Source organism: Vagococcus vulneris (assembly GCF_003950515.1).
Lineage (GTDB): Bacteria > Bacillota > Bacilli > Lactobacillales > Vagococcaceae > Vagococcus > Vagococcus vulneris.
Window position 1 is genome coordinate 22,054 of the sequence record NZ_NGJS01000005.1, and the last position, 13,950, is coordinate 36,003.

The following is a 13,950-nucleotide window of genomic DNA, read 5'->3' on the forward strand; positions in this document are numbered from 1 at the left end:
TATCGAGCTTTTTAAATATAAAAAAGTCATTTGCTAAATTATCTGCAAATGACAGTCAGTTCTTTTATTATCTTTTTATTAGTCGTCCTGCCTTTCCAACAATTCCCAATAAGTCAGAGACATTATCTATTTCATCATGCTCTAAAGCATGTGCAATTGAAAATCCGATCATTTCCGTCAAGGCAACAGCTACCGAAGCATTTAGAATTCCACCAGATACTGTTCCAATGCCAGGAAAGAACTTAAATAAGTTACCAACAAGGCCTTTTCCGATTGTCGAAGCTGTTAGTGCCGTTAATAAGCCTTTTTTAGCTCCAGATGTCAGTTTTTTCCCATTTAATTTATACAATTTAATAATCATTGTCATTTGTATAGGTAAAATAAGTGCAGAGTCAGCAAAAGGTATTGGTGCAGCACCTACTGCGCCTGCCGCCGCAGATAAAGTATGTATTATTTTTTTTGAGCTTGGACTGACTGACGTCATATGTTTATCACCTACCCAATCTTACTTGTCTATAAACAAGTATAGTCGATTAAGGATGAACATTGTATCCGACTTAAGATGGATTTATTTATTTCCTAATGATTCAACTTTAACAATAGCTTCATATAATTTTTCGGGAGTAATGCTGCTGTCTAATAAAACGAAAGACTCTTCTGGACTAACTGCATGATTTAATACCGGAACTAAGTAATCAAAACCTGTATTACTAACATTTAATTCTGCTAACTTTGTCGGTAAGCCAACCTTATCATAGAATGGCAGCAGCGTGACAATTTCGCCAAGGTCTCCTGTATAAGCTAATTGAACTAGAATACCATAAGCAACTTTTTTTCCATGAAGTTCTTCATGTGTTTCTTCCAAATAAGACAAACCATCATGAAGTGCATGCGCACCAGCAGAACGACCATAAATTCCACCAAAACCACCGACTTCAGCTGCTAAAGCAATTATAGTATCGGTTAATCTAATAAAGGCAGGTGTTACTTGTTGATTCTTTAAATCCTCAATGCCCTGCTCTGCATCTTCCAACAGTAATTCTTTAATCATTTTTGCACTCGACACTGCCAAACGGATGTAAGCTGTTTTTTCTTCATCATTTAAAAATCTTAAAATGCCTTCAATTTCATACCATTTCGCCAATGTATCTCCGATGCCTGCAACAAAATAATCTTCCGGAGTTGTTAGCAATAACGTCGGATCAACTAAAGTCAGATAAGCAGATTTTTCAAAATAACCAACGCCTCTAAAACTGCGGTTTGGATAATAGACAGCCGCAACTGGTGCAAATGGTGCACAATTGGAAATTAAAGTGGGAACCAAAACTGTTTCTGCTTTTAAATTATCTGCCGTGATTTTAGCCGTATCCAACACACGTCCCCCGCCGATACCAACAACGACATCAGCTTCTCCTATTAAGTTTGACAATCGTTCACCGTCTTCGTAACTTGCTGTTCCGTCATAATAAAATACATTATCAATTTCTTTTTGATAATAGTCGCTAAAAATTTTAAAGCTTTTTTTTCCCGTAACAAAGGCAATTTTTTTAAACGGTTTTAAGTAATCAGCTAATTCTTTCACTGATCCTTCATAACTGACGTAACGATTTCCTCCCGGCCTAACTTCATTTGCTATATTCATATTGTATCCTCCTTTTTTTATTAAAAAAAGATTAAATTATTGCTATAATAAAGCAAAAAAAAATAAAAGTCAATTAAAAATAATCATTGACTTATCTATTTATCAAGGTTATATTAATGCCAATAATTAAAAAGCGATGAAAAGAAAAGTAGAGATACGTTAATTTTACAGAGAGTTTCTGATGGTGAGAAGGAACATACATTAACTATTTTGACAATGGCCTTTGAGCGATTAATCATGAGTTTATTCTTGACGAATGGTTAACGGGTGCACCCGTTACAGTTGCACAGTATGGAATTCTCGTACTGGTTGAGATTATGTTTGCGAAAACATAATGAATCAAGGTGGTTGCACGAAGCGTCAGCTCTCGTCCTTTTGAAATATATTTTACTGTATTTCAAAAGGACGAGAGCTTTTTTGTTACTTTTAAAAAAAATGGAGGAATTTAATATGAAACAGATCAAAAAGTTTATTGGTATCTCATTATTAATTGGAACACTGGCATTAGCAGTAGGTTGCGGAAATAAAAATCAAGAGAAAAGCTCGACAACAACAGATAAAGGCAGCAGTAAGACCATAAAAGAAGCAACAATTGGAGTTGCACCTGGACCTTACGGTGATATGGTCACGGAAGCTATTTCTCCACTGACAGAAAAAGAGGGATTTAAACTGAAAACCAAAGTCTTCAACGATTATGTTCAACCGAATAAAGCGCTTGATGCTGGGCAGATTGATGCTAACCTGTTTCAGCATACTGCCTACCTAGAAAAATTTTCAAAAGATAATAATTTGAATCTATCTGTTGTTCAACAAGTACCTACTTTAGGAATGGGAGCATATTCTAAAAAAATAAAATCTAAAGACGATATTAAAGATAAAGCAACGATCGCAGTTGCCAATGATCCATCCAATCTGGCTCGAACGCTAAAATTACTGACTGATGAAAAATTGATCACCTTAAAAGAGAACGTTGACGAAACTAAAGCAACGATTAATGATATCGATAAGAATCCACACGATTTCACTTTTAAAACGCTAGATGCGGCACAATTATCACGTTCGTTAGATACTGTCGATGTTGCACTTATTCCAGGTAATTTTTCATGGGCTGCAAAACTTGATCCAGCCGATGCTTTATTCTTAGAAAAACTTCAAGAAAAATATCAAAATGTGGTGGTTGTTAAAGAATCTGAGCAATCTTCTGATTTAGCAAAAACTCTTAAAAAAGTATTAGATGGTCCAGAATTCCGCAAAGCAATCAAAAAATCAAAATTCAAAGATTTTACAAAACCTGCATTCTGGTCTAAATAGAAAGGATACTTATGACGAAACTAATAATAGAAAATTTAACAGTACAGTTTCAACAAAAAAAGAAGACAATAACAGCAGTTGATGACGTTACTTTCTCAGTTAAAAGTGGTGAAATTTATGGTATCGTTGGATTAAGCGGTGCAGGTAAAAGCACATTAATTCGAACGATAAATCTACTGCAGCGACCATCTTCAGGAAATATAAAAATTGATGGTACGTCAATTACTGACTTAAAAGACACTTCTTTAAGAGATAAGCGACAAAAGATTGGGATGATTTTTCAACATTTCAATTTAATTCAAAATAAAACAATTGGTGATAATATTCGTTTTTCACTAAAAGCCGGCAATTATCCAAAAGAAAAAATCGATACGCGAATTGATGAACTCTTGAAAATTGTCGATTTGCTGGATAAAAAGAATGTGTACCCAAACAACTTGTCAGGCGGTCAAAAACAGCGCATTGGCATTGCTCGTGCTCTAGCCAATAACCCAGAAATTCTATTATGTGATGAAGCAACAAGTGCTCTAGACGTGGAAACTACAGAAGAAATTCTGCTAATCTTAAAAGAGATCAATCAAACATTTGGAATTACAATTATTTTTATTACTCACGAACTTGACGTAGCAAAAAGATTATTTAACAGAATTGCTGTTATGGAAAAGGGTCAAATTGTAGAAGAAAATACAACCTTTGATATTTTTGCTAATCCACAGCAACCGATAACAAAAAAATTAGTCAATCGTTACTTAAATATAGAGCTTCCTGCTGAAATTTTGGAACAGCTTGATAATGGATTACTAATAGAACTCAGATACCAAGGTGAACAGACGTTGGAACCTTTAATTTCTGATATCGCAAAAAAAAGTGATGTAAACATCAGCATTGTCCATGGAAAAATCGAATACATTCAAAATAAATCAATTGGATTATTGTGTGTTTATCTTACTGGAAATCAGCACGCACTTGGTTCTGCTTATACTCAATTAAAAAATAATGTACATTCAATAAGAGTCTTAAAAGGAGGTACTAAGAATGAACGCTGAAACCTTATCGATTTTACAAGAGAATCTTCCAAAAGCTCTATTTGATACATTTTATATGGTAGCTATCTCCACAATAGTCGGTGTATTATTCGGTACTTTTATTGGTCTAGGTCTTTACTTAATTAATCATCCATTATTTAGCCGTAATCCAATAATTTATCGTATTTCTGGATTCTTAGTTAACGCATTACGATCCTTACCTTTCTTAATATTACTGGTTGTCTTAATTCCACTACTAACCTTGTTACTCGGTGATCCTTATACTCCTACTGGCGGAGCGATTGCTTTATCGATTATATCAATACCTTTCTATGCACGACTAGCTGAAGGATCGTTTGCTGACATACCGAATGGTGTAATTGAATCCGCTGTAGCCAGTGGAGCTAAAATATCATTAATCATTCATGAAGTGATCATTCCAGAGAGTCTACCGGCTTTGATTCGTGGAACAGTCTTGACTATTATTAGTTTACTTGGCTACTCGGCAATGGTCGGTACGATTGGAGCAGGGGGCATTGGCGACTTAGCCATCCAATACGGTTACTATCGCTATGAAACAGTTATATTAATTATTGTCATCATGATTCTTGTTATTCTTGTCCAGCTTATTCAATGGATTGGTGATATATTAGCTGACTATTATACTAAGTAATTTTTAATCAAATTCTTCAACTTCTTGCACTATATATTTAATTACGTTATTATGCAAATTGGAGGTTGATTTAATGATTCAAAAATTACAACAGACTTTAGGAAAACGTCCAACCGATATTCTGCTGATCACTATTGGTTCGTTCGGTGTAGCTTTAGGTTTTGATGTGTTCTTATTGCCTAATAAAATAGTTTCTGGCGGTATTAATGGGTTAACCATAATCTTGCACGATACGTTAAATTGGAATCCCAGCATCGTTTTATTCTCATCTAATATCGTTTTGCTGGTTTTGTGTTTCTTATTGCTAGGAAAAGAAGTTTTCAGTAAGAGCATCTATGGTAGTTTAGCTGTCCCAGTTTTTGTTTCTCTACTTGCAAATGTTGATATCGGTGTAAAAGAACCGATATTAGCAAGTATTTTTGGCGGCATCGTTATCGGTACTGGTGTAGGCATTGTCTACTTAGGTAATGGATCAACTGGTGGAACGTCTCTACTGGCTCTAATAATCCAAAAATTTATTCCCTTACGAATCGGTATTATTTTAGGTATCTGCGACGGTCTTGTCATCCTTTGTGCTTTGTTTGTATTTAATGTTCAGACGGTACTATTTGCTTTAATTTCACTTTATTTATGCAGTCGCATGGTGGACACTGTAAAAACAGGACCTGACTTCTCGAAAAATCTATTTATTGTTTCAACTCAATATGAAGCAATTAGAGAGGCCTTGATTAAACTTGGTTGCGGTGTAACTTATATTCCGATTGAAGGTGGTTTAAATTTAGAAAAAAATAAAATGATCATGACTGTTATTCATGATGATCAATTTATGGAAATAAAAGAAACTGTCCTAGAGATTGATTCTGAAGCATTTATTACTATCCATAGTGCTAACGAAGTTATGGGTCGTGGTTTCACTTTAAATAAATAAACATCACTAAAAAAACAATCTCATTATTTAAAATAATGAGGTTGTTTTTTTATCTAATATACAGCTCTATAACATCTTTGTTAAAATTTTAAGTTTATATTCTCACACTGAGCTAATATTTTAGGTCTACTATTAAATTCCAAACTCTATTTATTGTTCATTTTTTAGAATTTACGGAAACGAGCCATTCTTTGCAACACTAACTCTTCCTCGCTTAACGAACTTAATGATGCAAGTTCATGCAGCAACATTTTCTTTAATGAAGATAGAATGATATCATTAGGCAATGTTTTACCATTTTTCGTTTCTTCAATAACTTTATCAATAATACTCAATTCAAATAAGTCATCTGCAGTTAATTTCATAATTTCAGCAGCTTCTTTAGCTCGACTACTATCTTTCCAAAGAATCGAAGCAAATCCCTCTGGTGAAAGGATTGAGTAAATACTATGTTCCATCATCCATACCTGATTACCGACAGCAAGAGCAAGAGCTCCACCGCTGCCACCTTCGCCAGTAATAACAGCTAGTATCGGGACATTTAGATGACTCATCTCGTACAAATTTTTTGCAATAGCCTCACCTTCACCACGTTCCTCGGCCTCTATACCGCAAAAAGCTCCAGGTGTATTTATAAAAGTTATAATCGGTCGTTTAAACTTTTCAGCTTGTTTCATTAGTCGTAACGCTTTACGATAGCCTTCAGGTGTCGGGGAACCAAAATGAGTTGTAAGATTTTCTTGCAAGTCTCGCCCTTTTTGAATACCTATAATTGTAATGGGGATATTATCAATTTTACCGATTCCGCCAACAATTGCTTGGTCATCTCCAAAATAGCGATCACCGTGACACTCAACAAATGTATCACATAAAAAGTTTATGTAATCCCGTGCAGTTAAACGATCTGCCGCACGTGCTAAAGCGACAACTTCACTAGCAGATCTTTTATTTGTTGTCATACAGTAGAACCACCTCATCTCTCGTGTAAATCTAGAATAATTGATAATTGTTCACGTATTTTGTTTCGAGGAACAATCTTGTCAATAAAACCATGCTCAAGCAAAAATTCAGCTCGTTGAAAGTCATCAGGCAATTTTTGTCCAATCGTTTGTTCAATTACACGTCGTCCTGCAAAACCAATTAATGCTTGCGGTTCTGCTAGAATTATATCTCCTTGCATAGCAAAACTTGCAGTCACCCCGCCTGTTGTCGGATCGGTTAATACCGTTACGTACAACAAACCAGTATCACTATGGGATTTTACTGCACCCGATATTTTAGCCATCTGCATGAGTGAAATAATCCCCTCTTGCATTCGCGCACCTCCAGATGCCGTGAACAATACCACTGGCAGTTTTAATTGCTCAGCTTTTTCAAAAGCTCGTGTAATTTTTTCTCCAACTAGACTGCTCATACTGCCCATAATAAAATGACTATCCATAATACCTATAATAGTTTCTTTACCTTCTATGCTGGCTTTTCCAGTAATAACCGCTTCATCCAATCCTGTTTTCTTCTGTGCTATTTGATGCTTTTCAGAGTACCCAGGAAAATCTAACGGATTTACAAATTCTAAGTTTTTATCCCACTCTTCAAAGCTCTCAGCGTCAACAACTAAATTTAGACGCTCTCTTGCACCAATTCTGAAACAATAACCGCAGTGAGAACATATTCGTTCAACACCCATCTTTTTTCGATAAATCGGTTTTCCGCAGCCAGGACATTTTTCCCACATATTATCAGGAACTGCTGGTTTAGCTATTTCTTTACTTTTTTGTTGGCTAGGTGCAGGAGTAATTCGGATATACTCTCGCTTTTTAAAAAGTCCCAAATTATTCCACCTCACTATCTATCATTTTTCCATGTTGGAAGAAACGTTTCTTGTAAGAAACTCGTATCGTATTCACCGCTGATAATATTCGGATGGGTAATTAAATCTAATTGAAATTCTTGATTTGTTACCACACCCTCTGTTACCAATTCTGATAACGCACGCTGCATTTTTGAGAGAGCTTCAACGCGTGTCTCCGCATGAACAATGACTTTAGCAATCATTGAATCATAAAAGGGAGGAATTGTATATCCGCTATACATACCACTATCAACACGAAGGCCTAAACCTCCACCAGGTAATAATAAATTAACAATTGTCCCAGGAGAAGGAGCAAAATTGAACTCAGGATTTTCAGCATTAATTCGGCATTCGATAGCATACCCGGTTAAATTAATATCATCTTGACGTAACGTCAAGTGCTCACCCGCTGCTATTTTTAATTGCCATTTCACAATATCAATTCCTGTAACCATCTCTGTAATTGGATGCTCAACTTGTATTCGTGTGTTCATTTCCATAAAATAGAAATTCTGCTCTTCGTCAACCAAGAATTCGATTGTTCCCGCATTTTCATACCCGACGGCTTTTGCTGCTCTAATAGCTGCATCTCCTATTTTATTGCGTATTACCTCAGATAATCGAAAAGCTGGTGCTTCCTCTAAAACTTTTTGATTATTCCGTTGTAATGAGCAATCTCTCTCACCAAGATGAATGGTATGTCCAAACTGATCACCCAGTATCTGTACTTCAATATGCTTAGCTGGATAAATAATTCTTTCTATGTACATCTGTCCATTACCAAAAGCTGCTAGGGCTTCCTGTTGAGCAGACTGAAAATGCCTTGGTAATTCGTCGGCATTTAATACTTTTCGAATTCCTTTACCGCCGCCCCCTGCTGCGGCTTTCAACATTAATGGGTAGCCGATTTCTGCTGCTATTTTTTGTGCATCCTTCAAGATTGAAACTTCACCCTCACTGCCAGGAATTACAGGAACACCAGCTTCTATCATCAATTTTCTTGCATTTATTTTATTTCCCATGTCATCAATCGTTTTAGGTTTTGGCCCAATAAACTTGATTTGACAATCATCACACATTTCCGCAAACACGCTGTTTTCTGCTAAAAATCCAAATCCCGGATGAATTGCTTCAGCACCGGTTACAATTGCAGCACTTAGAACTGCATGCATATTTAAGTATGAATCCGCTGCACGACTTGGACCTATACAAATAGCTTCATCTGCCATCTCAACATGCATTGCATGACGATCGGCCTCAGAAAATACAGCAACTGTTTTAATACCTAATTCTCGACAGCCTCTAATAATACGAACCGCAATTTCACCGCGGTTCGCAATTAATACTTTATTAAACATAGGCTTATGCCCCAATGATAAATGTCATCAACGCTTGACAGACTTTCTTGCCCTCAACTGATGCAGTAGCTTTACCAACACCAATATTACCTTTACGTTTGATAATCTCCATTTCCATCACAAGAACATCCCCAGGGACAACTTTTTGACGGAATTTTACTTTATCAATTCCTCCAAGGTAACCTGTATTTCCTTTAAATTCATCACTCATTAATAAAGGAATTGAACCAGTTTGTGCTAAAGCCTCTAAAATTAGGACACCTGGCATAACGGGCTCTCCCGGAAAATGTCCTGGGAAAAAGTGTTCATTATAAGTAACATTCTTAATTGCTTTAACGTAATGACCCGGCTCTAATTCAGTTACTTTATCTACCATCATAATCGGGTATCGATTTGGGATAATTTCCATAATTTCTTGACAGTTTAATTGCATGTTAAATGCCTCCTAGATTATTGTAAATAACGGTTGACCATATTCAACAACGTCTTCATTTTTGATCAAAACCTCTGTAATTGTGCCAGGTTGGTCACTTTTCACATCGTTCATAATTTTCATTGCTTCAATAATGCAGAGTGTATCTCCAATTTCAACCTTATCACCGACTTGTTTAAATGGCGCTGCTCCAGGTTCATTTGATGTATAGACGACACCGACAATTGGTGCATCTACTGTTTTGCTGTCTGACTTAACAGGAGTAACATCTGATTCCTGAGATTCCTTTGAATCGGCCATTATCGGTTGTTTTGACAAAACGTCCAAATTCGTTGAAGAACTATCTTCTGATATAGATTGTTGATTTACAGGCAGCTGAGTTACTTGTTCATTTTTACTCAAATACAGACTCAGTGATTCCATTGATAAATTCAATTCGCGTATGCTGCTGCTTTCGAAAAATTCCATTAATTCTTTTACTTCTTGAAAAGACAATTTATTCACCTCGCCATTTTTTTAAACATATCACGGCATTGTGACCACCAAAACCTAGTGAATTACTCAAAGTATAGTTTACTTCAGCCTCACGTCCAATTTTAGGTACATAATCCAAATCACATTCTTCACCTGGTGTTTCTAACCCGATAGTCGGTGGGATAAAATTATTGTTTATTGCTGCTAAACAAGCTAATGCTTCAACTGCTCCGGCTGCTCCCAATAAATGGCCGACCATACTTTTTGTACTAGACACCGGTGTGCGATATGCTTCATCTCCGAAAGCGTACTTAATGGCCATCGTTTCCGCACCATCATTCGTTGGCGTACTCGTTCCATGAGCATTAATATAACTAACCTCATGAGGTGTTATACCAGCTTCAGCCATCGCTAATTCCATACATTTTCCTGCGCCAGAACCGTCTTCGCTTGGACTAGTAATATGATTGGCATCACAATTTGAACCGTAACCTGCAACCTCACCGTAGATTTTTGCGCCGCGAGCTATTGCATGCTCTAACTCTTCAAGTACAAGAATAGCACTGCCTTCGCCCATAACGAAACCACTGCGGTCCTTGTCAAAAGGAATTGAAGCTCTTGCTGGATTGGGTTCTGGAGTTAATGCTGTCAACGCTGCAAAACCACCGATACCGATCTCACAAATCGTTGCTTCCGCACCGCCAGCAAAAATCACATCAGAATAACCATGTTTAATATTTCGATAAGCTTCACCAATTGCATTTGTTGACGAAGCACATGCTGTAACAATCGACGTACAAATTCCTTTAGCTCCCAGTTTAATAGCAATATTTCCTGCCGCCATGTTACCAATACACATTGGTACAAACAAAGGAGCAATTCGCTGAGGACCTTTTTTATGCATTTTAATTACTTGGTCTTGTATCGTCTTCATTCCGCCGATACCAGAACTGACTATCACGCCAATACGATCAGCATTTTCATCAGTTATATCAAGTTTACTATCCACATGTGCTTGTTTAGCGGTAGCAATACCATATACGGAGAACATATCCATACGTTTAACATCTTTCTTCTCCATATACAATGTTGGATCAAATTCTATAACCTCTGCTGCGACAGTTATTCCGGTTTCACTCGCATCAAATTTTTGAATTGGTGCGATTCCGTTTTTACCTAATAAAACATTTTCCATAAACTCATGAGCTGAATTCCCTAATGGAGTTATTCCACCTACACCTGTTACAACTACACGTCTCATCCGTTAATTCCCCCTATCCGTTCATCACCATTCCACCATCAACGTTTATTACTTGTCCTGTAATATATGGGCTGGTTGCTAAGAATATAGCTGCTTTCGCCACGTCTTCTGTTGTGCCCATTCGTCTAAGCGGTATTTGTTCTGATACCTGTTCTTTGACTTTATCACTTAAAACATCAGTCATATCAGTTCCTATATATCCAGGAGCTATCGCATTACATGTAATTCCTCTGCTTGATAGTTCACGTGCTGCAGATTTCGTTAAACCAATTACACCTGCTTTACTAGCCGCGTAATTTGCTTGACCAGCATTACCAACAAGTCCAACAACACTTGCCATGTTAATAATCATCCCGCTGCGTTGTTTTAACATAACTTTTGACGCATGTTTCATTGTATTGAATGTCCCTTTTAGATTAACATTGATTACTGTATCAAAATCATCTTCAGTCATTCGCATTAAGAGCATGTCTTTTGTAATTCCAGCATTATTAATCAAGACATCAACAGAACCAAAGACCTCTTTTGCCTCATTAATTAACATCTCAGCTTGATCAAAATATTGAACGTCGCCAATCACGATATGCGTTTTTACTCCATATGATTCAACTTCTTCAACTAAGACTGGATCAATGGCACTTCGTCCATTTAACACGATACTAGCGCCTTGTTTAGCGAAAGATACAGCTAATTCACGGCCAATTCCTCTAGAGCTTCCTGTAATGATGATTGTTTTCCCTGATAACATATTAATCCTCCAATTGACTTAACACTTTTTTTAATTTATCAAAACTTTTTAATGAATCTACATTCTGTACAGTGACATTTTTATCAATTTTTTTTACAAAACCTGATAACGCCTTTCCTGGTCCAATCTCGATAAATGTATCAACACCATTCTCAATCATTGTACGAATACTGTCTTCCCAATAGACAGGAGACATGACTTGCTCCATTAAATTATCAACTAAATCAGTTTCTTTTGATAAAATTTGTCCAGTAACATTTGTCACGACTGGTATCTTCATTTCCTGAAATGCAACGCTAGTCAGAATTGGTTTTAATTTTTCTGATGCAGGTTTCATCAACGGTGTATGGAATGGTCCACTGACATTTAAACGAATGATTCGCCTTGCTCCAGCCTCATGCAGCAGCAATTCTGCCTCTTCGACACCTACTAATGTACCGGCAATCGCAATCTGAGTTGGCATATTATAATTTGCTGCGATGACTAATCCCTTGCTCTGTGCGCCTAAACAAATCTCCTCAACTATCATTCGATCTAAACCGATAACCGCTGACATCGCTCCCTGACCAGAAGGAACTGCATCAGCCATGAATTGGCCTCTTTGTTGAACTACCCTTAGGGCATCTTCAAATGACAATGCTCCGCTCTCCACTAGTGCCGTGTATTCACCAAGACTTAATCCAGCTAATAAAACAGGATGAAGATTTAATTCTTCTTTAACCATCTTCATTAGTGAGACACTCATTGCCAATACTGCCGGTTGTGTATACTGTGTTTGATTTAATTTTTCATTATCGTTGATAATATCGATAATGTTATAACCTAAAACTTTACTCGCTAAATCCATTGAATGACGATATGTTTCAGAATATTCTAAAAATTCATTACCCATACCTGCAATTTGCGCACCCTGTCCGCTAAAAATAAAACCAATTTTCATAAATTTTCTCCTATGAATTCCAAAAAGCTGTTCTTGTATTCAAGACTTCTGTTGTTTCTTTCATCAACTCGTCAATTATTTCTGCACATGTCTGATTTTCTTTTTTCAGCATACCTGCAATTTGGCCAGCCATCAGTGAGCTGTCTTTTGTGTCTCCATCAATTACAGCACGCTTCAAGGCACCTTTTCCCAAATCTTCCAAACGATCAAAATCTGGTGTTGCTTTACCGCCTTCTTCTCGCTCAGCTTTTTCATATACTTTTGTTAATCGATTTCTTAGCCCGCGGACAGGATGTCCTGTCAATAAACCTGTGATAACAGTATCGATATCTTTTGCTTTCAATACTTTACCTTTAAAATTATCATGTGCAATTGACTCTTGAGAAATTAAAAAACGTGTCCCTAATTGTACTGCTTCAGCACCCAACATAATTGCTGCTGCAACTCCACGACCATCACCGATTCCGCCAGCTGCAATAACTGGAATTGTCACTGCATCAGCAACTTGCGGAACTAAAGTCATTGTCGTTGATTTACCGATATGACCTCCGCCTTCCATGCCTTCAACAACAACAGCATCGGCACCTTCCTTTTGCATGCGTTTCGCTTGTGCTACTGAAGCTACCACAGGTATTACAATAATTCCAGCCTCTTTAAAGCGTTTCATATATTTTCCTGGAGAGCCAGCTCCTGTCGTAATTACCTTAACACGTTCTTCAATCACTAAATCCACAATATCTTCTACAAATGGCGACATCAACATTATATTGACCCCAAAAGTTTTATCCGTCATACTTCTCGCTTGATCAATTTTATCTTTAATAATTTCTTTTGGTGCATGTCCTGATGCGATTAAACCTAATCCACCAGCTTCTGACACAGCACTCGCTAGTTTCTCCTCAGCTACCCACGCCATTGCTCCTTGAAAAATTGGATATTTTATATCCAGCATTTTACAAACCCTTGATTGTGTCATCTTTTCACCCTCTCATTTTTCTTAAAAAAATAGCTAAAGAAGGATAATCTTCTCAGCTATTTTAATGTGACAATTATTTATTTTCTGCAATTTTCAACAAATTTTACTAAGTCTTCAACAGTTGTTAATCCTTCATCTGTTTCAATTTTTACATCATCATCTTCAAATGCATCTTCAATATCATTCATAATTTGGAATAAATCCAAACTATCTGCTTCTAATTCTTCACGAAAGTTTGTTGTTAATTGTACTTCCTCTTTTTCTTTACCTAATTGATCCACAATAATTTCTTGAATTTTTTCAAAAGTTGACATAATAATAATTCCTCC

The 13,950-nt window shown here is 36.7% G+C and carries 16 protein-coding genes and 1 other annotated feature; of the genes, 4 read left to right on the forward strand and 12 right to left on the reverse strand.

Features of this window, described 5'->3' with window-relative positions; all coding sequences use genetic code 11:
* Positions 1–67: 67 nt before the first annotated feature.
* On the reverse strand, positions 68–484 hold the full coding sequence (locus CBF37_RS04740; protein WP_125983582.1) for a DUF697 domain-containing protein: 417 nt from the start codon (positions 482–484) through the stop codon (positions 68–70).
* A gap of 84 nt (positions 485–568) precedes the next feature.
* Positions 569–1,642, reverse strand: coding sequence for an iron-containing alcohol dehydrogenase family protein (locus CBF37_RS04745; RefSeq protein ID WP_125983583.1), 1,074 nt, complete (start codon positions 1,640–1,642; stop codon positions 569–571).
* Between the two features lie 127 nt (positions 1,643–1,769).
* Positions 1,770–2,020: a binding site (T-box leader), on the forward strand.
* A gap of 72 nt (positions 2,021–2,092) precedes the next feature.
* Here CBF37_RS04745 and CBF37_RS04750 point away from each other — a divergent pair.
* The 4 genes from CBF37_RS04750 to CBF37_RS04765 all read left to right on the forward strand — a co-directional run bounded on the left by CBF37_RS04750 (position 2,093) and on the right by CBF37_RS04765 (position 5,579).
* Positions 2,093–2,953: a MetQ/NlpA family ABC transporter substrate-binding protein gene (locus CBF37_RS04750; RefSeq protein WP_125983584.1), complete on the forward strand. Its 861-nt coding sequence runs from the start codon at positions 2,093–2,095 to the stop codon at positions 2,951–2,953.
* 11 nt (positions 2,954–2,964) lie between these two features.
* Positions 2,965–3,999 (forward strand): methionine ABC transporter ATP-binding protein, encoded by a 1,035-nt coding sequence (locus tag CBF37_RS04755; protein ID WP_125983585.1) that lies wholly within the window; start codon positions 2,965–2,967, stop codon positions 3,997–3,999.
* Complete coding sequence (locus tag CBF37_RS04760) at positions 3,989–4,651, forward strand: methionine ABC transporter permease (RefSeq protein ID WP_125983586.1); 663 nt, start codon at positions 3,989–3,991, stop codon at positions 4,649–4,651. Before CBF37_RS04755 ends, CBF37_RS04760 begins: the two co-directional genes overlap by 11 nt.
* A 73-nt stretch (positions 4,652–4,724) precedes the next feature.
* Positions 4,725–5,579, forward strand: coding sequence for a YitT family protein (locus CBF37_RS04765; RefSeq protein WP_125983587.1), 855 nt, complete (start codon positions 4,725–4,727; stop codon positions 5,577–5,579).
* Positions 5,580–5,743: 164 nt separating this feature from the next.
* Here the strand turns inward: CBF37_RS04765 and CBF37_RS04770 are convergent, their stop codons facing one another.
* The 10 genes from CBF37_RS04770 to CBF37_RS04815 all read right to left on the reverse strand — a co-directional run bounded on the left by CBF37_RS04770 (position 5,744) and on the right by CBF37_RS04815 (position 13,935).
* Positions 5,744–6,538, reverse strand: a complete 795-nt coding sequence (locus CBF37_RS04770) for an acetyl-CoA carboxylase carboxyltransferase subunit alpha (RefSeq protein ID WP_125983588.1) — start codon at positions 6,536–6,538, stop codon at positions 5,744–5,746.
* Positions 6,539–6,552: 14 nt separating this feature from the next.
* Complete coding sequence (accD, locus tag CBF37_RS04775; protein ID WP_125983589.1) at positions 6,553–7,410, reverse strand: acetyl-CoA carboxylase, carboxyltransferase subunit beta; 858 nt, start codon at positions 7,408–7,410, stop codon at positions 6,553–6,555.
* Between the two features lie 14 nt (positions 7,411–7,424).
* A complete protein-coding gene (accC, locus tag CBF37_RS04780) occupies positions 7,425–8,789 on the reverse strand; it encodes an acetyl-CoA carboxylase biotin carboxylase subunit (RefSeq protein ID WP_125983590.1) in 1,365 nt (454 codons plus the stop codon).
* Positions 8,790–8,793: 4 nt separating this feature from the next.
* Complete coding sequence (gene fabZ, locus CBF37_RS04785; RefSeq protein WP_125983591.1) at positions 8,794–9,222, reverse strand: 3-hydroxyacyl-ACP dehydratase FabZ; 429 nt, start codon at positions 9,220–9,222, stop codon at positions 8,794–8,796.
* A 12-nt stretch (positions 9,223–9,234) separates the two neighbouring features.
* Positions 9,235–9,726, reverse strand: a complete 492-nt coding sequence (gene accB, locus CBF37_RS04790) for an acetyl-CoA carboxylase biotin carboxyl carrier protein (protein WP_165866636.1) — start codon at positions 9,724–9,726, stop codon at positions 9,235–9,237.
* Positions 9,719–10,957, reverse strand: a complete 1,239-nt coding sequence (gene fabF / locus CBF37_RS04795; protein ID WP_125983594.1) for a beta-ketoacyl-ACP synthase II — start codon at positions 10,955–10,957, stop codon at positions 9,719–9,721. Before fabF ends, accB begins: the two co-directional genes overlap by 8 nt.
* A 13-nt stretch (positions 10,958–10,970) precedes the next feature.
* Positions 10,971–11,705: a 3-oxoacyl-[acyl-carrier-protein] reductase gene (gene fabG / locus CBF37_RS04800; RefSeq protein WP_125983596.1), complete on the reverse strand. Its 735-nt coding sequence runs from the start codon at positions 11,703–11,705 to the stop codon at positions 10,971–10,973.
* 1 nt (position 11,706) lies between these two features.
* On the reverse strand, positions 11,707–12,645 hold the full coding sequence (gene fabD / locus CBF37_RS04805; protein WP_125983598.1) for an ACP S-malonyltransferase: 939 nt from the start codon (positions 12,643–12,645) through the stop codon (positions 11,707–11,709).
* A 10-nt stretch (positions 12,646–12,655) separates the two neighbouring features.
* Complete coding sequence (gene fabK, locus CBF37_RS04810; RefSeq protein WP_125983600.1) at positions 12,656–13,621, reverse strand: enoyl-[acyl-carrier-protein] reductase FabK; 966 nt, start codon at positions 13,619–13,621, stop codon at positions 12,656–12,658.
* 77 nt (positions 13,622–13,698) lie between these two features.
* Entirely contained in the window at positions 13,699–13,935 is a 237-nt protein-coding gene (locus CBF37_RS04815; protein WP_125983602.1) for an acyl carrier protein, read from the reverse strand.
* Positions 13,936–13,950 lie beyond the last annotated feature (15 nt).

Coding starts and splice junctions, on each gene's coding strand:
- CBF37_RS04740 (WP_125983582.1), bottom strand. CDS start 484: ATGACGTCAGTCAGTCCAAGCTCAAAAAAAATAATACATACTTTATCT.
- CBF37_RS04745 (WP_125983583.1), bottom strand. CDS start 1,642: ATGAATATAGCAAATGAAGTTAGGCCGGGAGGAAATCGTTACGTCAGT.
- CBF37_RS04750 (WP_125983584.1), top strand. CDS start 2,093: ATGAAACAGATCAAAAAGTTTATTGGTATCTCATTATTAATTGGAACA.
- CBF37_RS04755 (WP_125983585.1), top strand. CDS start 2,965: ATGACGAAACTAATAATAGAAAATTTAACAGTACAGTTTCAACAAAAA.
- CBF37_RS04760 (WP_125983586.1), top strand. CDS start 3,989: ATGAACGCTGAAACCTTATCGATTTTACAAGAGAATCTTCCAAAAGCT.
- CBF37_RS04765 (WP_125983587.1), top strand. CDS start 4,725: ATGATTCAAAAATTACAACAGACTTTAGGAAAACGTCCAACCGATATT.
- CBF37_RS04770 (WP_125983588.1), bottom strand. CDS start 6,538: ATGACAACAAATAAAAGATCTGCTAGTGAAGTTGTCGCTTTAGCACGT.
- accC (WP_125983590.1), bottom strand. CDS start 8,789: ATGTTTAATAAAGTATTAATTGCGAACCGCGGTGAAATTGCGGTTCGT.
- fabZ (WP_125983591.1), bottom strand. CDS start 9,222: ATGCAATTAAACTGTCAAGAAATTATGGAAATTATCCCAAATCGATAC.
- fabF (WP_125983594.1), bottom strand. CDS start 10,957: ATGAGACGTGTAGTTGTAACAGGTGTAGGTGGAATAACTCCATTAGGG.
- fabG (WP_125983596.1), bottom strand. CDS start 11,705: ATGTTATCAGGGAAAACAATCATCATTACAGGAAGCTCTAGAGGAATT.
- fabD (WP_125983598.1), bottom strand. CDS start 12,645: ATGAAAATTGGTTTTATTTTTAGCGGACAGGGTGCGCAAATTGCAGGT.
- fabK (WP_125983600.1), bottom strand. CDS start 13,621: ATGACACAATCAAGGGTTTGTAAAATGCTGGATATAAAATATCCAATT.
- CBF37_RS04815 (WP_125983602.1), bottom strand. CDS start 13,935: ATGTCAACTTTTGAAAAAATTCAAGAAATTATTGTGGATCAATTAGGT.